Source organism: Aneurinibacillus tyrosinisolvens (assembly GCF_001015055.1).
GTDB classification, from domain to species: Bacteria; Bacillota; Bacilli; order Aneurinibacillales; family Aneurinibacillaceae; genus Aneurinibacillus_A; species Aneurinibacillus_A tyrosinisolvens.
Map to the genome: position 1 here is coordinate 48,286 of NZ_BBWZ01000027.1, position 19,915 is coordinate 68,200.

Below are 19,915 nucleotides of genomic sequence, written 5' to 3' on the forward strand. Positions count from 1 at the left end.
ATGATGAAAAGTCCTTATGTACGCGTAGTTGCCGTTACGCTTATTAACATTGTTCTTCTTGGCCTGATGGTTAAATTAGGAGCGTTTCACTATGTTAAATCAACGAATGTATACATCTTTGGGATAGCAGGAACGGTTGGAAGCCTGGTAACGCTGCTTGCAACACTGCTCTTTTATAAGTTTGTAGATAAACAGCCGCTGCGTACGCTGAAATTTGGGATGAATCGCAAACAGGCCCTCTTTTCCTTAACATCCATCATCGTATCTGTAGGAATGTATGTCCTTTACTTTATGCTGCTTTCAAAAAGGGGAGTGATTTCTGCTCACTTTCCCGGCGATTATTTCGCCAATCCCCATGTAATTCCCATGTTTATTATGGCAGCTGTTGCCTGGTTTTCCGTTGGGTTGAACGAAGAAGTATTGTACAGGGGGTATTTTGTAGCCAATTTCAAACATGCGAGTCCCGGTAAATTGTTTCTTATTTCAAGCGTTTTGTTTATGGCTTCCCATGTATTTCAGGGGTTAAGTCCCGTCTATGTCCTTTTCCTATTAGGTATGGCCATAGTATTTATCTATATTTATATAAAGAGCGGGTCTTTATTAGGCGCTGCAATTCCCCACTTCATTTATGATTTCCTGGAGAATCATTTGATAGGGAATAGCAGTATAAGCATCCTACGAATAGACGGAAAGCCGGGCGACATCCATTCTATTATCTTGCTCGTGTTATTCATTGTCGTCCATATTACCCTTGTCCAGGTTTTCTTTAGGCAAAAAATGAATAGAAGCTTACAGAACTTTAGTGAATCTATTTCGGCTTAATTTTAGGCTAAAGGCATAAAAAAAGGAACTTCTGGCCACCAATGAAAAATACCCTTCCATGGAAATGGAAAGGTAAAGGTAAAGTGAAAAAGTGGGGGTTGCATTATATTATGCAATCATGATATGAAAGGTATGGTCCTTCTTGAAAAACAGTCATATCACCTGGAGAAACTCTTTTAAACGGGCCATTTGAAGCAGGTGGTGGTGGTAATGCATTTCGACGAGCGAATACCACTCTTTTGCATTGAGGGCCCCGAATCTCGGATGCGGGACCGTATGTACAGGTGATGCTTCATCTAATCCAGGCTCGATTTCACGCATCCGGTGAATGACCTGCTTTAAGCCCTCGGAGATTTGCTCTTTGTTTTCCGGCTGTAAAGGCGTGTATTCCTTTGAAGGCGGAACTTGAATCCGTATCGGTGGAAAGCTTGATTGGGCAAACACTGCTTTGCCTGCCGGGGTTTTTTCTGCTGCCTCGGTAACATTGTCAGTTTCCTGCCGGGTGCAAGCCTCTACATTACGAAGCTGCATGTAAAGTGCCGAGTTAATCAAATGCATGTACATTTGTCCAAGTGACCATTCATCTTCATCCGGTTTATGCGTGAGCTGTTCCATATCCAGGCTTTCTAGTTCCTGCAGGTATTTATTTGCGGTTTCTTCAAAACGCTGGAGCGATTGTTTCGTATTCATACGTTATCTTTATCTCCCTTCAAGGTTATATGCCCCTACTATACCAAAGCGCTACTGACAACAGTATGTCAGTAGCGCTTCAGCATTTTTTCAGCTTCTTCACAAATTTGATTACGCAGCGCTTTTGGGTGCAGCACAACCGCACCTGCCCCCCAGCTTAGAATCCACGGAAGGATTTCCTCCGGCTGCCGGACGCGAAGCGTGGCAAGCAGGCCATCCGGCGTATCTTCCAAAGCTTCTATATAAAAATAGCGTTGTTCTTTCACTCTGTCCGCAAGTTCAGGGCGAAACAGAATATGTACAGAAGTGCTGCGGTCGTCAGGCGGGCGGTACGTTTGCAAATTGAAGTCCGGTGGCCGTCTAAAGCCCCCATCCAGCACCTCAAGCCGGCTCATACGGCTTATGCGAAAATGGCGCAGTTCCTGACGCAAATGGCAAAACGCCACAAGCGCCCATGTACCGTTGACGAATACAAGGCCATATGGGTCCGACTCGCGCATACTGTGCCGGCTGCCGTCCGCTTCCGGCATTTTTTTCACGTAGTGGAAGCGGATGTGTCGCTCCTCAAGGATGGCGCGCCGGAGCAGTGCAAGTGTATCTTCCGGTGTCTCGTTGCCTGCAGGCCATCCAGGTGTGAGCAACCTCATATGCATCCGCACCTGTTCGGCTTCCTTTCGTACAGGCTCGGGTAAAACGGCCTCGATTTTTCTTCGGGAAGCCCCCGCTTTCGCGCCATAACCGGCATCAAACTGCTGCTCAACGAAATCAATGCCCAGTAGCAGTGTTACGACCTCCTCTGCAGTGAAGCTTACCGGCGGCAGGAAATATCCTTCAGCCAGGGAGTAGCCCTGGCCGGGAGCCCCGATGACCGGCACGCCAGCCTCGCTGAGAGCTTGTATGTCACGGTATATTGTTCGAACGCTCATCTCCAGAGTGGATGCTAAGTCTTCCGCACGCTGCATACCGTTTCGCTGCAGTTCCAGTACGATGGCAAGCAGACGATCGGTTTTATTCATATATATATACATCCTCCTGAAAAGTCAGTCTCTATATACCATGCTAAACGCTACAGCAAAATTTTTCCACGCTTTCCTTTTCAATGTTTTTATTAAGAATAAGAAAATCATACAGTAACACTTTTGTTCCGGCAGCATATGATGATAGCAAATAGGTAACAGACTTCATCTGTCATTGTGTAATCGCTATCATTATTAGGGAAGGAAGTGCCGTATGACATTCTGGGTTGTCTGGGCTCTTGTTGGCATTGTCGCCTGGGGATTAATGAATTACTGGATGACAGGCCAGGTGGCCGGTAAAGGGTGGTTCGTGTCGCTCATTGCTGCATTGGTAGGAAGCTGGCTTGGTGACTTTGTGCTGGGTGACTGGGTCTGGGTCGTTGGCGGATTTAATATCATTGCTGGAGCTGTCGGTGCTGTTGTCCTTAATTGGCTGTGGAGTTTAGTGCGCGGAAAAGCAGTCTAGAATCAATGGCTACGACAAAGAGAAAGCCGTGTTTCCCAGGAGGGAGCATGGCTTTTTCCATTTTAGAGAACCTCACCTTCTAAAAAAGAGCCTCTTCGCAAAAAAATCCTCCACCTTTTTTAAGAGAGTGGAGGATTGTTCCTTTCATCGATATCTTATGTACGGCCACTTCATTTTTTCGTGGTCTAAGCCGAAATAACTAGTATAGTACACGAATTGAATGAAAGGGCAGGGGAAGCAGAATGGATAGCATGAGAAAATTATTGAGTGGCATTATTGCCTTGAGCTTAATTGCCGCTCCAACAGCCGTCCTGGCAAAGGGAGAACATTCCGAAGGCGGCAAGGACAAAAGTGAAAAAAGCGAAAAGGCGGAGAGAGTAGAGAAGACTGAGAGGACAGAGAAGGTTGAAAAAGCAGAGAAAGTTGAGAAGGCAGAGAAGGATGGACAAACAGAGAAAATAGAGAAAAACGAAGAAGGAACAAAGGAAAGCGATAGTAGCAACACGGAAGCAAAAAGTGAATTGAAGGATGAGAGTGAACCGAAAAGCCCAGCAGTGGAAGGCAAGAAAGCTTCCAAGGGTAAAGAGAAGCTCAAGCCGGAAAAGGTAAAAGCTTTAAAAAGATTCTTTGAAAGCTTTAGAGGACAAAAAGGAGTATTCTGAAGCTCTTGATGTTCAGAAGGAACTGATTAAATCAGCATCCAGCAACCTTGAGCAGTACAAAAAAACTTGGCGAACTGTACAAAAAAGCAGGCGAAAAAGGAATAAAAGTTTTCACAAATGGTGAAGAAGTAAATTCGGAAGAGGCTCCGTTTAGTCACGGCGGACGGGCTATGGTTCCGCTTCGAGCCATTAGTGCCTCCTTGAAAGCGGATGTTCAATGGGATGCCGGGACAAAATCAATAACCATAACGAAGGGAGAGCAGACGATTGTTCTTCACCTTGATAAGAGTGAAGCAAACGTAAACGGGCAAACTGTTACCCTGGACTCTTCCCCTATCGTAAAAAATGGACGTTCGTTCCTCCCACTTCGATTTATCAGCGAGCAGCTTAAAGCGAAGGTGGATTGGGAGCAGGAAGGGGAAATCGTTGTCATAAGTGATCCGACTGCAGGTGAGCCGGCTCCTGTCCAAGATAGCACAACTGCAGGTGAGGCCGTTTCTGAACAAAACAATGCAGCTCCAGAAGAACCTGCTTCAAATGCTGCTATAAGCAACTAAATTGCGAAGTATTCAATTTAGATTAGTAAAAGAGGGCGTGATTCCGATGTGAATCCTGCCTTCTTTTTGTTTTTAAAAGGCATGATAGCTTTTTAATGGTTTTAAATGGTTGTAATGACGATTAAAGGTTTATGTTATTTAGTATCCAATTTAACCATGGACTTTAGAACTTTGACCAATTGTTCTGGCGAACTTCGTCCAGTAATAATGTACCACGTTTTCCCATTATCATAAGACCAACCAGCATCCGAACGCACACCCTCATTTGTATCAATAGCTGTAATCTGTCCTTTTATCGCACCGTGGACAGGATTGGTTCCCTTTGGTATTGTAGCCATGAGACGCTTCATGATATTAAAAGCATTGTTAGTATTGTCTGCCCACACCAAGTATTCCCAACCATTATCTTGCCAGATATATGCTCTTTTATTAGCAAAATAATCCACATTATACCCGTTAAACTTGATGGTTCCTTCTGCTATCTCGAATGCTTCGTATGTAGAGAAAGGCTGTTTTCGATAACTTGGAAGAGTACCTGCTGACATTGTCATCACATCGAAAGTAAGCATTCTTGCTTGCCCATCACGTACTCTTTGACGTGAAATTTCAACTACATAATGGTCCTTACTTACTTCAAGCTTGCTAACAAATAAATGTCCAAGCTTCCGAAAAATTTCGGATGAAGCTACGGAAGACGGAACATACACAGGAATATCTACTTTCTTAAACTGATCAACATACTTTCCATCCCATGTAAACCTTTCGACTTCATCATCTTGATTTGCAACAGCAGCAGGTACAAAGGTGATGAGTATAGCAACAAGAAGCATAATAACTTTCTGCATAAAACACCTCCCAGCCTATTTTTTATCTTTTGGCATATTTTATGCAGATTGATTTATGATTTAGTGAAGCAAAAAGAGGTGGATTACCTGTCCTGTGTTCAACTAAACCGAGGGAGGGATGGGAATCGATGGTGAAGTAAAACAAAAACAAAGCAGGACCCTATTTTAACAGAAGGGCTGCTTTGTTTTTGTTCATAAAATCTTCTTTACGGAGTTCTATTGGTCCAATGATTTAACTTGCTCGTCTTTATGCATAGCACGAAATTCTTTACTATAAAGAAGGGCAAAGCCCACGGTTATCATTACTCCCCCTGTCAGACCCATTAGATGAGAAGGTTCAATCCATTTAGCAGTCAATCCACTGAAGTAGGAGCCAAGAGGAACGCCCAGGGTAATTATAGACATTCTGATCCCAAAAATGCGTCCTTGATATTCGATTGGGACTATTTTCTGAACCATTGTCCGAGCCATGGGAGAATATCCACCAAACAGAAATCCTGCAAGGGCTAAGGTGATGTAGCCCATCCAAAGGAAGTTACAGAATAGCAAAGGGAACAAACTTGTTCCCCATCCAATGACCATCACTGCCATAAGTGCCCCGTGACGTAGGGGAAACGTAATCAATGCTGTTAGAGCAGAACCAAGGACTGAACTAATAAAATAGACCATCCATAAGGTTCCAAGAACTAGGGGGTTGATTTTCAATTCTTGGTGGACATATAAGGGAAGACCAATTTCCAATTGTCCATAAGCCATATTTAAAAATAACGCCCCCAGAGTGATTTGCCAAACGGCTTTTGAATGAAATAGATATTTGAAGCCCATCCAAGTGTCAATCCAAAATGATGAACATTTTAACTTGTTCTCGTTTTTTTGTTGATATGACCTTTCCTCTATTGGAAGTATACACAAGGCAGAAATCCAAAAGGAAAAACCATTTAAAGCAACAGCCATGGAAGTATCGAATTTTGCAATTAAAAATCCTCCGATAAGTGGACCACATAAGAATGCGGTTTGCCAAAGGGTTTCATTGATTGAGTTTGCTGCATTTAAATCTTTCTTCTCAACCATATTTGGCAACATGCCCATCCATGCAACCTTGACAAAAGGGGTTAAACATCCAGCGATAATAATAAGTATCATTAATACAAAAAAGGATAACTGATGGATGCTATACAAATACGGAATGAACATAAAAATCGAACCCAGAAGAAAATTAGTTATAATAAGTATCTTCTTCCGTGACCTATGATCCAAAATGTTACCAACAGCAGCACCCAAAAAAACACTAGGCATACCAAACCCGAACGCTAACAATCCCATATTAGTTGAGTTATTCGTGGAAACCATAACAAACCAGAGAAGAGCGACCCACCCAATTTGGTTTCCTAAAGCGGAAATGACATCTGCGGCGGTAAACAATGAAAAATTTCGTTGACGTAATAACAAGAAATTTAATTTCATTTTTTCACCTCGTCAGCAGCCCCACAGAGGAGCTGGTTTATAAATATAGCGGGGTATCCTGCTGACGAAGAAATCAATCCCTCATAATGTAATCCTCCTAAAGATTTTCGATACAAAACATCAGTGAACCATAATAAAATTAGGGTGGTTTAACTTTTTCATTATTCTCCCCTTATTAAGATGATGCCTAATAAGAAAATATTACCACGTATTCAATAAAATACTTCATAATCCCTTCATTTATAAAGGGGATATTGTAAGCCTTAAAAGTGCCATTTTACTTCACTAAACGGGCAGTATAGTGGAAGAATAATTTCGCTATTTATCTATAAAAATAGGGTGTTATTTAAACTGACTAAATAAGATTAAGCTTAATAGAATAAAAGAAATTGATGTCGCATGTCATAAGAGACGGAATAATTTTTTAGGAGGTATTTTTTTCTTTTGTTTTAATTTTTTGTAATAAATGGAAAAGTACAGTATACTGATTGTAACTGATTTATTAGGTAAAGGGGTGACTTGAATTGAGGTTTCTATTTCTTTTGGCTGCGTTTTTATTAGTCCTCACTGGCTGCTCTACTACCACTGCTCAAAAACCCAAAACTGAACTAGTTCAACTAGAAGTAAATCGAGCGGAAGATTTACCATTTAATTCTGGTTCTGGACGAGCAACTGTTGTTTTTGAGGAAACGGGAATTATTGACATCCTTGTTTTGGCAAAGGGACTAAATCCTGAAAAGACATACGAAATTACCTTGGTTAAAGATAGTCGAGATGTAGTAATATTTGGTCCAAAAGAAAATATGAAAATACGATTTGGAACAATGGTTGGTGAAACCTTATTCAAGCCGAATCCAAAGGGAGAACTTTTTGTTTCTATGAGAAACCCACTTAGAATGGCCGAAGATGGGACGGAGTTAAAGATAAAGGTTACAACAAAAGAAGGAAAAGAAATTTTAACTTCTGCATCGTTTGTAATCAAAAAGCAATGGTATGAAGGATTTTTTTACGTCAAAAATCTGCCATTAGAAAGTGCCAGTTCAATGCTGAACGGCTCTTTTTCAAGGGTGCTGATTTCTTTTACGGTATCGAAATGCCCAAGAATGAGAACCTGCTCTTCGCCTTCTCCGTACTCGATCCGAAGCTGGTTTCCGTGCTCGGGCTGCGGGATTGTTTGGATGCGGCAGCCGAGAGCGGAGAACCTTTCCTGAATCAAAGCACCAAGCGCATCAACCGCTGCTTTATTATGCCTAGGCGTCTCGATTCCGACGTATGTTTTTATCTCTTCCAGAATCATGTCGAGTTCATTCTGCAAGTAAGAAGACCAGGTTTTCCGGGCACTCTTCGTTGTTCTTTACACGTTTTTCATTCCACCTTTTATAACGTGTATTTTTTTATTTACTAGACTAGCAAGCGATTTGTATGCCAATAGATTGTTTTGTTTAATTTGGTTATATATGGTAAAACATAAAGGGCAATTGCGTTTTTAGTGGGGGTGGGGAATATGAAAAAGAATATACTGATAGGTATTCTGCTCGTGACAAATATGATTTCTCTTTTTCTGGTTATTAATAGCAAACCAAAAGAAATGCACAATTACTTTTTATCTCTAAGCGGGGAGTCTGAAAATTGGAAAATAAACGACTACAAAATTATTTATACTCCTGAACAACAAGAGGCAGGAGGAGGGATTTTGACCTACACAAAGCCATCAGGTGATTATCCATTAAAGGTAAAACTACAGCTTTTTAACAACATGTCAGATAAGGAACCGTTTCATACGAGTGAGCGAGGGATAGAAAGGCAGGGTGATTATGTCCAAATTGGCGGAGGTGGTTATTCTGTCCCACAACCCACACTGGAGAATTTGCGAAGTAAATATATACATATTATTTGGACAACTAAAAGCGGAGAGGTTCATCAGGAAGATATGGTAATTGGTATTCAATCTCTCATCGTTCCCAAAGTTATAGATTTTACACAGTAACCGGTTATGTCCGGTATCGTTCCTTCTGTAAACAGGCTGCCCTTATAACAAAGGCAGCCTGCTTGCTTATCTGTCTGAAGAGATGAAATCGAATCCAGTGCGGGTTAGCTTCAAGCCTGCCGGGCCTTTGCTTTTGACTACATATCCATGGTCCTCCAGTGTTTGAAGGCGATGGCGAATTTGCTGCTCCGACAGCGTTTTCTGCCATTGCCGGCTTCTTTCTGCTATTTTCTTTCTCCCGATGCTCTCTCCTGTCCGGATACAGTCAGCTATCGTCTGCAGGATGAAAACGTACTCCTCCGCATCCTGCGGGATATCAAAAGGAGCAGGCAGTCCTTCTTTTTCTATTACAGGCCGGGCAGGGGGGAGCAGATGCTGTTTTTCCGTTGAGGGAGCTCGCTGGAAAAAGAACTCATTTGGAATATCGTTCATCGTAATCGTGTCCCCCTCGCAAACAGCCAGCATGTAGTCCAACGTGTTTTTCAGCTCCCTCACATTGCCGTACCACTCGTATCGCATTAACTGTTCTATCACTTCAGGAAGGATCGTAACCTTTCTTCCGCTCTGGTGAATAAAGGTATGAATGAGAAGGGCGATGTCCTCTTTTCTGTTTCGCAGTTCAGGCAGTGGAAGGAACAGCACCTTCAAACGGTAATATAGATCTTCACGGAATGTTCCTTGCTCGATCATTGTCAGAAGATCCTTATTTGTAGCGGCAATAATCCGTACATCGATCGGGATGATTTTGCTGCCGCCCACACGCATGATTTCCTTTTCCTGCAGCACCCGGAGCAGCCTTGTTTGTATTTTTAAGCTAATATCGCCGATCTCATCAAGGAAAATCGTTCCGCCGTTGACCTGCTCGAACAAGCCGGCTTTCCCGCCTTTTTTCGCGCCCGTAAAGGCTCCTTCTTCACAACCGAACAATTCGCTTTCGACAAGCTCTTCGGGAAGGGCACTGAAGTTGACGGCGAGGAAAGGGCCCTCGCTCCGCAAAGAATCATTATGAATAGCGCTGGGGAACAATTCCTTCCCCGTCCCGCTTTCCCCCTGAATAAGGACGGTTAAGTCCGTCCGGGCGAGTTTCTTCGCTACGTTCATCGTCGACTGAATAGCGTCGCTGCTTCCGACAATGGATTCAAATGTGTGCCTGGCAATGTATCCTTTTTTCACAAGCTCCCTGCGCAGAGTTTTTTCGATATGGATTGTTTCCCGCGCATTTTTAAATGTCGCAACAATGGAGCGCTCGGAGCTTAAAACAAAACGGTGGACAACGACTTCTGCCTGTCCAACCGTAAACCAGCGATTTTCTTCCTCGTTGGAGTCAGTGGAGATAAACGAGGCTAAATCTTTGTCCTGGATCATGTCTTCGACTTTTTTTCCAAGTACTTTGCTGGCGGAAGTCTGTAAGATTTTCTCCAGGTTCTCATTAAATACCGTAATTTCACCCACATGGTTTACTGCGATAATTCCATCATCGACACCGTTTAACACCTGGTGCAGGTATTTATTTAATTGATCGGTTTCTTTGCTTGAATCCGCCAGCTTTTTGCTCAGCTCAATAATTTTTCGCGTATATTTCTCGGATACTTCAGTGCCTTTCTGTTCGAGCAGTTTAAGCCGTTCTAGAATCGCCATGAGAGTCGTAATATCAATAAGGCGTGGACCGATATCGATGACATTTTTTACGAAAGAAGGGACGAGGCCAATTTCACCTGGTGTAATCGCAATCTCAATAGGATGGACATTTCTTGCTCCTGGGTAATAAGGAATATATTCGATATGATCAATACCGAGCTGCAGCAGAGTGTCGATAGATTCGGAAGCGGTTTCGGGAAAATCATTTACATAGAGCGCTTTAGATCCTTTAGGCAGGAACAGTAACTTATCAATATGATTGTGGTTTATTGTCCGGTTGGCGATAATGATTTCACAGTTTTTTCCGATGTAATCTTTTACTTCGTCCTGAATAAGGTGGGTTGATAGAATGACGAGCTGTTTTTTTATCGTTAATGGAATACCTTCTTCTAAAGAGTAGCTGTGTATATGGATGATATCGCCAAGAATTTCATGCAGCTGGCTGGCCAGAGCTTTGGATGTTTCGCGCGTTCCAGTTAGCAGAGTTAACTCTTTTACCGTCCCCATGATTTCTTCACCTTCTTTAATTCGGTTATTATTGGTTTTATTATCCCTTTTAGAACCATTAATGACCACTATAATTTATTACCGCATGATATGATATGTGAAATATGAAGTTCTCTATAGGTGGTATGGACAATTAGCTGCAGTGGTAATAAGGTAAATGTATCAAATCGCCAAAGAGAGCAGGTGACATAATGGAAAATCGTTTTGCCCTCGTAAACGCCCAGGTTTTTGCAGAACAGGGATCGATTGAAAAAGGATACATCCTCATCGATAACGGCAAAATTATTGCAGCGGGGGTAGCGGAGGGAGCAAACGCGCTTAATACGGATGATGAAGTTCAATCCATTCCTCTTCCTCCCGGATGCAAAATCATTCCCGGGATGATTGATGTCCATATCCATGGAGCGGCCGGAGCCGACACGATGGATGCGACCGAAGAAGCGCTGCATACGATTGCCGCTGCACTGCCCCGGGAAGGTACAACGAGTTTTCTGGCCACGACGATGACGCAGGAAAGCGGCAAAATTGAAAAAGCACTTGGCAACGCTTCTGCCTACTTGAAACAGCACAACGAGCCAGGGAAAGCGGAAGTGCTCGGCCTTCATCTGGAAGGGCCCTTTCTTTCTCCGAAAAGAGCGGGTGCCCAACCGCTGGACGCCATTATCGACCCGGACACCGATCTTTTTAAAACATGGCAAACCATCGCGGATGGAATGATAAAACTCGTCACCCTGGCCCCGGAAAGAGACGGCGGCATGGAACTGGCTGCTTACTTAAAAGAAACCGGGGTTGTTGCTTCCGTTGGACACTCTGATGCCACTTATGCCGAAGTCGTGCAGGCAATTGAAGCGGGCGTTACACACGCCACCCATCTCTTCAACGGGATGAGAGGGCTGCACCACCGCGAACCGGGAGTCGCCGGAGCAGTCCTTCTGCACGATGAAATCGTGGCTGAAATGATTGCGGACGGCATCCACGTACGCCCTGAAGTGATTCAGCTTACCTTCCGGCAAAAAGGAAGGGAAAGACTTATCCTCGTTACCGACGCTATGCGGGCGAAATGTTTAGGCAGCGGGGTATATAGCCTTGGCGGGCAGGACGTGCAGGTCGACGGAACGACGGCTACGTTAAAAGATGGGACGCTGGCCGGCAGCATCCTGAAAATGAGGGACGCAATCGCAAATGTGATGTCCTATACGAAATGCGGCCTGGAGGATATAGTGTACATGACTGCCGTAAACCCCGCTAAGCAGCTGAATGTGTACGATCGAAAAGGGAGCATAAGCCCAGGAAAAGATGCGGATATCGTCGTTCTTGATGAAAACAATGAAGTATATATGACCTTTTGCAGGGGAGTTCTCGCCTTTGCAAATGGGAGTGATAAGCATGAAGTTAATTGAAGCGAGAGACTATGAAGAAATGAGCCAGCTGGCAGCTGGTCTTATTATTGGCGAAATTAATGAGTTTCCGACGATGACGCTCGGTTTGGCCACAGGGGCAACGCCGGTTGGGACGTACCGGGCGCTTATTCAAGATTATCAGCACAATAGAACTTCTTACAGCAGGGTTACTACTTTTAACCTCGATGAATATGTGGGTTTACATCCAACCCACCCGAACAGCTACCATTATTATATGAAGGAAAAGCTGTTTGATCATATCGATATTCCTTCCCATCGCATTCATATTCCGGATGGAATGGCCGATGTGCTCGAACAGGAATGCCAGAGATACGAAGGTTCCATTGAAGAGAGCGGCGGTATTGATCTCCAGTTGTTAGGGATTGGCTCAAATGGGCACATCGGCTTTAATGAGCCGGGGACTCCCTTTGATAAAGCTACACATGTAGTAGAGTTAACTCCTTCTACAAGAGAAGCAAACAGGCGTTATTTCAATGGGCTGTCAGAAGTTCCCACGCATGCGATTACGATGGGTATTGGAACCATTATGAAGAGCAAAAAAATTATCCTTCTGGCCTCAGGTTTGAAAAAGGCACGCATTGTACACCAGTTGCTTTTCGGTGAGGTAGATAACAATGTCCCTGCCTCCATACTAAAAGAGCATTCCCATGTATGGGTGATTGCCGACCAGGAAGCTTTAAGGTATGCGAAGAGTTAGGAATTGAATCATTACCTTTTTCGCCGCTGCTTCCGATAGAAAACATACTTAAATATGCCGAAGGCAGCAGGGCGATGATAACAACGGGCATAAGTTCGGGAAGGGCGACCAGAACTGTAACGGCATCAGAATAAACCATAAAGTCAACCATGCTGGCGACGAAAATGATTAGTATAAGAGCTTGAAACCGGGAATATAGTGCAGCAAGCCGAAGCCAGCAGGATTGCATAAGACGCAAAATGGGAAATCCTCCTTTTATTAAAGATAATGTTATGTACGTTTGTAAAATAAGGAAGTTTCATAAATCAGATAAGAGGGAGTGATTCTATAATGAAAGCTTTTATACATCAAGGCCCAGCAGGATTCGCAGGTGCCAAATACACTGAGATGCCTGAGCCAATGGCCGGTCCGGGGCAAGTTCGCATCCGTTTGAAAACCGCCGGGTTGAACCGCCGGGACCTCCGCGTACTAAACCTGAATGCCGAGAGCGGATTGCCTATCATTTTGGGTTCCGACGGGGCAGGGATAGTCGATCAGGTTGGTTCGGGTGTCGAAGGATTCAGACAGGGGGATGAGGTTATTATTAACCCGACGCTTCATTGGCTGAAAAACACACCCGCTCCTCCAGCAAATTACGAGATTCTTGGCTCACCCACACATGGTACATTTGCGGAAGCCATTGTTATCTCAGCCGAGCAGGTTGAGCTCAAACCAGCGTATTTGAGCTGGGAAGAAGCCGGGGTCCTGCCGCTTGCCGCGGTCACGGCTTACCGTGCTTTGTTTACCCGCGGTCAACTGCAATCAGGACAGACGGTGTTAATTCCCGGTGCAGGCGGAGGGGTCGCGACGTACCTCATTCAGTTTGCTAAAGCAGCGGGCGCCCGCGTCGTCGTCACCTCCCGCAGTGAGGAAAAGCGGAAGGAAGCCCGGAAGCTCGGGGCGGATGCTGCCATTCCAACCGGGGAGGAGTGGCTCGATGCGCTAGGCGGAGAAAAAGTCGACCTTGTGATAGACAGTGTCGGTGCGGCCACGTTTGATAAATGTTTGAGTATCTTAAAGCCGGGTGGAACCCTCGTTACGTTTGGTGCAACGGCCGGTGATGAGGTGCGCGTGGATATTCGTTCCTTCTTTTATGGCCAGTTTAACCTGCTTGGTTCCACGATGGGGAGCCGGGAAGAGTTCAGGGACATGCTGCAGTTTATTGCAAAGCATGAAGTCCGGCCGGTAATTGATAGCTGCTTTTCCCTGCCGGAAGCAGAACAGGCTTTGCGCAGGCTGCAGGATACTCAGAACGCAGGGAAAATCGGACTGCACATTAATTAGGTCAATTACAGTTTTTTCCGTGAAAAAATTTTGACTAACGATCCGTTATCTATTACATTAGTATATATTGATTGAAAATATATACTAATGAGAGGGGTCTTAATAATGAAAAAACTGTCTTTATTTCTTATTATGATAATGCTGGCATTTTCTTTAAGTGCATGCGGTGGTGAAAAGCCGGCTGCAGGCGGAGGCCAGTCAGCAGGAGCAGGCCAGAAATACACGTTTGGTGTGGATGCAACCTATCCGCCTTTTGAATTTCAAAAAGACGGAAAGTATGTTGGAATTGACATCGATTTGCTGAATGCGATTGCCAAAGCGGAAGGCTTTGAAGTTGAAATTAAACCAATGAATTTCAAAGGAATTATCCCGGCGGTTAACGCCAAGCAGCTGGATGGGGCGATTGCGGGTATCAGTATTACAGATGAACGCAAAAAGGTCGTTGACTTCTCGGAGCCGTATTACCAGGCAGGTCTTTCCCTCATTGTACGTGAAGATAATACAGCCATTAAAAGTCCTGAAGACCTGAAAGGAAAAAAAATCGCGATCAAGAAGGGAACAACAGGTGCTAAATTTGCAAGTGAACTGGCGAAAAAAGCACGGTGCAACCGTTACCTACTTCGATGACAGCCCGTCCATGTTCCAGGAAGTTGTAAACGGCAATGCCGATGTGACCATTGAAGATTACCCTGTTATTTCTTACAAGCTGGCAGTTGATCCCGGTTCCAAATTGAAAATTGTTGGAGATCGCCTAAACGGTGACTGGTATGGAATTGCGGTAGATAAAGGAAACACGGAATTGCTGAAAAAAATCAACGACGGTTTTAAAAAGGTAAAAGACAGCGGAGAGTACGACAAAATCATCAGCACTTATTTGAAATCAGATAAAAAGTAAGATGAGAGGGCGCTCTTTGAGCGCCCTTTTTAAAAGAGAATCATCCTGAAAAAGGAGGAAAAGAGACTGTGGATTCAGCATGGCAGGTTATTATGGATGCGATCCCGCTGCTATTACAGGGATTGGGCATTACAATAGAGGTTATTAGTATTTCGCTCGTTATTGCGATGTTTATTGGATTTATTTTTGGTTTAATGGGGACCTCCTTGCATAAGACTGTTCGTACGATTGCATTTATTTATGTTGATATTATCCGTGGAACACCGCTTCTCGTTCAAATCTTCTTTATTTACTTTGGACTTCCTGTCGCTTTAGGGCTTAAAATCCCGGCAATGGTGGCTGGGATTATCGCCATTAGTTTAAATGCGAGCGCCTATATTGCCGAAATTTTCCGTGCAGGAATTCAGTCTATCGATACGGGGCAGATGGAGGCGGCACGTTCTCTTGGGATGAAGCGCGGACAGGCGATGTGGTTCGTTGTTCTGCCGCAAGCGGTTCGCCGTATGATTCCAGCCTTCGTGAATCAGTTTATTATAAGCTTAAAAGATACTTCCCTGCTGTCTGTTATCGGAATTCAAGAATTAACCCAAAGTGGCGAGATTATTATTTCAACGAATTTCCGCGCTTTTGAAATCTGGGGGACGGTAGGAGTCTTCTATTTTATCATTATTTATACGCTCACCCGTGTATCCCGTGTACTTGAGAAGAGGTTAGCGGGAAGATAATGGAGGGGGCCGGCCTTTTAGACCGGTCCTTTTTTGTTCATTTGTTTTTCCATCACTCCCTAACAGGTAATAAAATTGGACGTTATCGGTTTTTTGTTTTTATAATAAACGTTGGGGAGTACAATTGGGTAGTTCTCCGCAGCATATAAAACCAATCACCGGGGTGAATTCATAATGACTTACATTAAACAGGGCACGTCCGCCTTCCGCAAAACAAACCTTGCATTGTTTGCGGGAGGCTTTAGCACGTTTGCTAATTTATACTGCACACAGCCACTGCTGCCGCAGTTCACAAGGGAGTATCATATTTCTCCGACGGTAGCTAGTTTATCGTTATCAGTGGCGACGATCGCCCTGGCGATTAGCATGCTGCTTATCGGCTCCCTGTCCGAAGCATGGGGACGCAAGCCGATTATGACCTTTTCTATGTTTGCCGTATCGATACTGGCTGTGTTGACCGCATTTGTTCCTAATTTCCACTTTTTATTAGCTTCCAGGATTCTGGAGGGGATTGTTTTTGCCGGAATGCCTTCTATTGCGATGGCTTATCTTGGTGAAGAGATGGATCCGACCAGCTTAGGTGTGGCGATGGGCATCTATATTAGCGGGAATACGGTCGGCGGATTGAGCGGCCGGATTATCGTCGGGACACTGACGGACTTCTTCAACTGGCGCGTGGCGCTCGCTGGAGTCGGTATGCTCAGCTTAGCGGCCAGCCTGCTGTTCTGGCTCATGCTTCCGCCGTCCCGAAACTTCGAACCGCGTAAGCTGGAGTTAGGAAAACTGACGAAATCGATGTTTAGCCATCTTAAAGATCCGGCGCTGCTTTGCTTATATGGGATTGCTTTTTTGCTTATGGGCGGTTTTGTCACGCTGTATAATTACATCGGCTTCCAGTTAATCGAGCCCCCGTATTCTTTAAGCCAGACTGTAGTTGGCTGGATTTTTATCATCTACCTTGTTGGAACATTTAGTTCAACCTGGATGGGAGGAATGGCCGATAAATACGGCCGGCGCAGAGTGCTGTGGATTTCCCTTCTCATCATGTTCCTGGGTGCCGTTCTTACCCTGGAGCCCCATTTATTCATAAAAGTCATTGGAATTGCTGTGTTTACTTTTGGTTTCTTTGGCGGCCATTCGATTGCCAGCAGTTGGGTCGGACGCCGTGCCACCCACGATAAGGCGCAGGCTTCGTCCCTTTACCTGTTCTTTTACTACGTGGGTTCAAGCGTTGGCGGAACGGCCGGCGGGGCATTCTGGTCGAATCTCGGCTGGGGTGGTGTTGTCGGTATTATCGTATGTTTTATCGTGCTTGCCCTTATCCTTTCCATTTTTCTTTCCAAAATGACGCGGTTGGCAACGCAAAGAAGAAGCAACGTTCCTACGCATTAATCGCATAAAAAAGCAGCCGACCTGGCTGCTTTTTACATTACTTGATTTTGCCCATAAACTGGTGGGATGCCTTCATCGTTTCTGTTTTTGCTTCTTTTGTCGTGTTGTTAGTCAGACTTTCTACGCCGTTTTCGAGCGTATTTGTAAGACCTTCATTGTCTTGTCCGTTAGCCTGGCTCCTCGTAGTATTATTGCTGTTGTTTTGCTCGTTCAATTTTAAAAACCTCCCTAATTTAATGATCGTTTCAAATTAAGGATTTACTAATTTAACCATATTATTCCTGGTTTATTTTGGGTTACTATGGAGATATACAGGTATTAATTCGTAGATTGTAAATTTTGTGAAATTAGTAGATAAGAGGAGAGGAACGGTATGAAGGATTTAGTAAAAGAAATTGAATTTAATACAGGTCACTTTCCTAGAGAAGTGCTGGAAAAGATAATGGATAGAAAAGAAGAAACGATACCTGAGCTGCTTTCTGTTGTTTACGATATAAGGGACAATCCGGAGAAATACACAACAAGCCGATACGGGAATTACATGGCTCATATTTATTCGGTGTACCTTCTGGCGCAGTTTAGAGTTAAGGAATTGTATCCCGTATTTCTCGATATTTTAAAGCATCCCTCTGATATACTGGACAATCTGTGGGGCGATGTTTTGATGGAAGCAGGAGCGAACATCCTTGCCAGTGTGTGTTGTGAGGACATCGAGCCTATCAAGGAAGTGATTGAAGATCCGGGAGTAGATGAATACTCCCGCGGGGAAGCTTTGCAGGCACTGACAATACTCGCGTTAGGTGATAAATTACCAAGGGAAGAGGTAATCGAATATTTTCGGCATCTATTAACAGGAGGATTGAAGGATCAAAATGAGCATGTGATGGCTGAAATTGTATGCTGCTGTGATGATTTGTACCCACAGGAAGCTTATGACGAGATCAAACAGGCTTTTGATCAGGGACGGGTTGGATTAGGGATCATTGGACTTAAGGATATAGAGAGAACAATAAGAAGAGGCAAAGAAAGAGCGATTGCGCACGCAAAGAAAAATCCCCATAATCAATTGGTAAATAATACAATAAAGGAAATGGAGAGTTGGCCCTGTTTTTACAATAGTCGGAGAGAAAGAGAGCAGGTACGGGTTACAAATAAAGTGGTGCAGAAATCTTATAGAGAAATGCTGAATTCAAAGACGATTGTGAAAGAAGTTGTACCGGGCAGAAACGACCTGTGTTCTTGTGACAGCGGGAAGAAGTTTAAGAAGTGTTGCGGAGCATCCTAATGTTTTTAAATATGGAATCAAGTCTTCCTGCAAATTTTAATGTGCCTGATGTAAACACAAAAACCCAGGGGCCTGCGATATTAATAATACCAATTGCTATCTACTCATAATGGTGCTGCAAAACATGAACCTGAGACCTGGTACTAATAGAAGCTGCCTCAGGTTCATGAAGCTCCAAAATGAAACTATATTGAAAACCTTTTAATAGAGAAGGCAGACAAATCAAAATCAGTCGATTTATCCAGAACAAGATCTGATAATATCTCCCCGACGATAGTTGAAAACTTAAAACCATGGCCTGAAAATCCCGAAGCTATCGCAACATTCGAGAATTCAGGATGCCGGTCGATTATAAAATTCTCATCCGGCGTGTTCGAATAGTAGCACACCTTTCCAGCCTTTGTTTTCCCCGCTGCCTCGGGCATATAACGCCGCAAGAAATTTTTTGTATCGTGCTCATCCTCTGTAAAAGCTCCGAATTCTGGAGTCTCTATGCCAGGCTGGACCTTCCTTCCTCCATCATGGCGCCCAACTTTCACCCCGCACCCGTCTATACTTGGAAAACCATAATAATGGCCTTCCGGAACATCAAGGGTAAACGCGGGAAAAACGCTAGAGTTAAATAGAGACTCGTTCGCATTCGTCCATGCGACGGTTTTCCGCATGATATCCAAAGGAAGAGTTACGTTCAACGTTGCTAAAACTTCCTTCGACCATGCGCCAGCCGTTATAATGATACCATTTCCATAGAAAGTGCCGTTTTCTGTTTCGACTTCCACCTCGTTTATCCCGGTCTTAATCTCTTTCACTCTCGTATTAGGAAGCAACGCTGCTCCCTGAGATAGTGCCAGCTTCTGAAGGGCACGAATGCATTCTTCGCTAAACAGCACGCCCGCCTGGTCCTCATAACATCCAATATAACCTTCCGGCAGCGTAATGCCTGGCCACTTTATATGTATATCTTCAGTAGAAAACACTTCATGAGGCACACAGTGTTTTCTGGCATTGTGTATCGCCTCCTGCACAAAAGTAGAGTCCAGGTGGCCAACGGATAAAACCCCGGTTTGCGAGAATAGTGTTTGCTGCGATTGTTCCTGTAGTTCTTCCCATAATTCCCGTGCTCTTTTTAAGAGCGGAATATAATAATCTCCTTCTCCGTAAGCAAATCGGATGATTCTTGTGTCCCCATGGTGGCTTCCATGGTGATGTGGAGGATCATAAGAATCGATAAGTAACGTTTTTACTCCTTTCTTTGCAAGGTAGTAGCCGGCTGCCATTCCCATTGAGCCTGCTCCAACTACAATGACTTCATAATGATTTTCCATCCTTCACTCTCCTGTCATCATTTTTTTACATCGATAGACAGCCTGATTTTAACCATCCTAAAACCGGCCAATTCATGAGGTAGAAAAAGTATAGATAGCAACATTATACACAGACGACAAATCCAGCTAACATATAAGGTTTAAATCTTAGCAAGATTGTGCTATTAATCCAGCGTTTTATCTAGGGCTTCGCCTTTT

At 44.1% G+C, this 19,915-nt stretch carries 19 protein-coding genes and 1 pseudogene; 12 read left to right on the plus strand and 8 right to left on the minus strand.

Going from position 1 to position 19,915, the window contains the following annotated elements:
- The gene (locus MBEAL2_RS19570) at positions 1-822 is read left to right on the plus strand and encodes a CPBP family intramembrane glutamic endopeptidase (RefSeq protein ID WP_047153945.1); all 822 of its coding nucleotides are present in this window, start codon (positions 1-3) and stop codon (positions 820-822) included.
- Positions 823-975: 153 nt separating this feature from the next.
- Here MBEAL2_RS19570 and MBEAL2_RS19575 read toward each other — a convergent pair whose 3' ends face one another.
- Together MBEAL2_RS19575 and MBEAL2_RS19580 are read right to left on the minus strand one after the other, a co-directional pair.
- A complete protein-coding gene (locus MBEAL2_RS19575) occupies positions 976-1,512 on the minus strand; it encodes a DinB family protein (protein WP_047153946.1) in 537 nt (178 codons plus the stop codon).
- Positions 1,513-1,580: 68 nt separating this feature from the next.
- On the minus strand, positions 1,581-2,528 hold the full coding sequence (locus MBEAL2_RS19580) for a helix-turn-helix transcriptional regulator (protein WP_047153947.1): 948 nt from the start codon (positions 2,526-2,528) through the stop codon (positions 1,581-1,583).
- A 214-nt stretch (positions 2,529-2,742) separates the two neighbouring features.
- Between MBEAL2_RS19580 and MBEAL2_RS19585 the strand changes: the two genes are divergently transcribed.
- The 3 genes from MBEAL2_RS19585 to MBEAL2_RS19595 all read left to right on the plus strand — a co-directional run bounded on the left by MBEAL2_RS19585 (position 2,743) and on the right by MBEAL2_RS19595 (position 4,213).
- The gene (locus tag MBEAL2_RS19585) at positions 2,743-2,994 is read left to right on the plus strand and encodes a GlsB/YeaQ/YmgE family stress response membrane protein (RefSeq protein WP_047153948.1); all 252 of its coding nucleotides are present in this window, start codon (positions 2,743-2,745) and stop codon (positions 2,992-2,994) included.
- 242 nt (positions 2,995-3,236) lie between these two features.
- The gene (locus MBEAL2_RS19590; RefSeq protein WP_047153949.1) at positions 3,237-3,656 is read left to right on the plus strand and encodes a hypothetical protein; all 420 of its coding nucleotides are present in this window, start codon (positions 3,237-3,239) and stop codon (positions 3,654-3,656) included.
- A 47-nt stretch (positions 3,657-3,703) separates the two neighbouring features.
- Entirely contained in the window at positions 3,704-4,213 is a 510-nt protein-coding gene (locus MBEAL2_RS19595) for a copper amine oxidase N-terminal domain-containing protein (protein WP_052947850.1), read from the plus strand.
- 134 nt (positions 4,214-4,347) lie between these two features.
- On the opposite strand, the gene MBEAL2_RS19600 is transcribed toward MBEAL2_RS19595, so the two are convergent.
- From MBEAL2_RS19600 to MBEAL2_RS19610, 3 genes are all read right to left on the minus strand, one after another.
- A complete protein-coding gene (locus MBEAL2_RS19600; protein ID WP_047153950.1) occupies positions 4,348-5,058 on the minus strand; it encodes a hypothetical protein in 711 nt (236 codons plus the stop codon).
- Positions 5,059-5,274: 216 nt separating this feature from the next.
- The gene (locus tag MBEAL2_RS19605; protein ID WP_047153951.1) at positions 5,275-6,522 is read right to left on the minus strand and encodes an MFS transporter; all 1,248 of its coding nucleotides are present in this window, start codon (positions 6,520-6,522) and stop codon (positions 5,275-5,277) included.
- Between the two features lie 1,006 nt (positions 6,523-7,528).
- A complete protein-coding gene (locus MBEAL2_RS19610) occupies positions 7,529-7,819 on the minus strand; it encodes a zinc-binding metallopeptidase family protein (protein WP_047153952.1) in 291 nt (96 codons plus the stop codon).
- Between the two features lie 207 nt (positions 7,820-8,026).
- Here MBEAL2_RS19610 and MBEAL2_RS19615 point away from each other — a divergent pair, with 207 nt between their 5' ends.
- On the plus strand, positions 8,027-8,509 hold the full coding sequence (locus MBEAL2_RS19615) for a hypothetical protein (protein WP_047153953.1): 483 nt from the start codon (positions 8,027-8,029) through the stop codon (positions 8,507-8,509).
- 66 nt (positions 8,510-8,575) lie between these two features.
- On the opposite strand, the gene MBEAL2_RS19620 is transcribed toward MBEAL2_RS19615, so the two are convergent.
- Positions 8,576-10,654 carry a sigma-54 interaction domain-containing protein gene (locus MBEAL2_RS19620; RefSeq protein ID WP_047153954.1) on the minus strand — a complete coding sequence of 693 codons (2,079 nt, stop codon included), beginning with the start codon at positions 10,652-10,654 and terminating at the stop codon, positions 8,576-8,578.
- A 191-nt stretch (positions 10,655-10,845) separates the two neighbouring features.
- Here MBEAL2_RS19620 and nagA point away from each other — a divergent pair, with 191 nt between their 5' ends.
- From nagA to MBEAL2_RS19650, 6 genes and pseudogenes are all read left to right on the plus strand, one after another.
- On the plus strand, positions 10,846-12,054 hold the full coding sequence (gene nagA, locus MBEAL2_RS19625; protein WP_047153955.1) for an N-acetylglucosamine-6-phosphate deacetylase: 1,209 nt from the start codon (positions 10,846-10,848) through the stop codon (positions 12,052-12,054).
- Positions 12,041-12,772 (plus strand): glucosamine-6-phosphate deaminase, encoded by a 732-nt coding sequence (nagB, locus tag MBEAL2_RS19630; RefSeq protein ID WP_047153956.1) that lies wholly within the window; start codon positions 12,041-12,043, stop codon positions 12,770-12,772. Before nagA ends, nagB begins: the two co-directional genes overlap by 14 nt.
- Positions 12,773-13,102: 330 nt before the next feature.
- A complete protein-coding gene (locus tag MBEAL2_RS19635) occupies positions 13,103-14,095 on the plus strand; it encodes a zinc-binding dehydrogenase (RefSeq protein WP_047153957.1) in 993 nt (330 codons plus the stop codon).
- Positions 14,096-14,200: 105 nt separating this feature from the next.
- A pseudogene (locus MBEAL2_RS19640) lies at positions 14,201-14,990 on the plus strand (transporter substrate-binding domain-containing protein).
- A gap of 68 nt (positions 14,991-15,058) precedes the next feature.
- Positions 15,059-15,715 carry an amino acid ABC transporter permease gene (locus tag MBEAL2_RS19645; protein ID WP_047153958.1) on the plus strand — a complete coding sequence of 219 codons (657 nt, stop codon included), beginning with the start codon at positions 15,059-15,061 and terminating at the stop codon, positions 15,713-15,715.
- 174 nt (positions 15,716-15,889) lie between these two features.
- Complete coding sequence (locus MBEAL2_RS19650; RefSeq protein ID WP_047153959.1) at positions 15,890-17,107, plus strand: MFS transporter; 1,218 nt, start codon at positions 15,890-15,892, stop codon at positions 17,105-17,107.
- Between the two features lie 37 nt (positions 17,108-17,144).
- Here MBEAL2_RS19650 and MBEAL2_RS31935 read toward each other — a convergent pair whose 3' ends face one another.
- Positions 17,145-17,321: a hypothetical protein gene (locus MBEAL2_RS31935; RefSeq protein ID WP_161798253.1), complete on the minus strand. Its 177-nt coding sequence runs from the start codon at positions 17,319-17,321 to the stop codon at positions 17,145-17,147.
- 159 nt (positions 17,322-17,480) lie between these two features.
- On the opposite strand from MBEAL2_RS31935, the gene MBEAL2_RS19655 reads away from it, so the two are divergent.
- Positions 17,481-18,392, plus strand: coding sequence for a DUF1186 domain-containing protein (locus MBEAL2_RS19655; RefSeq protein ID WP_047153960.1), 912 nt, complete (start codon positions 17,481-17,483; stop codon positions 18,390-18,392).
- A 185-nt stretch (positions 18,393-18,577) separates the two neighbouring features.
- Here MBEAL2_RS19655 and solA read toward each other — a convergent pair whose 3' ends face one another.
- Positions 18,578-19,717 carry an N-methyl-L-tryptophan oxidase gene (solA, locus tag MBEAL2_RS19660; protein WP_047153961.1) on the minus strand — a complete coding sequence of 380 codons (1,140 nt, stop codon included), beginning with the start codon at positions 19,715-19,717 and terminating at the stop codon, positions 18,578-18,580.
- Positions 19,718-19,915 lie beyond the last annotated feature (198 nt).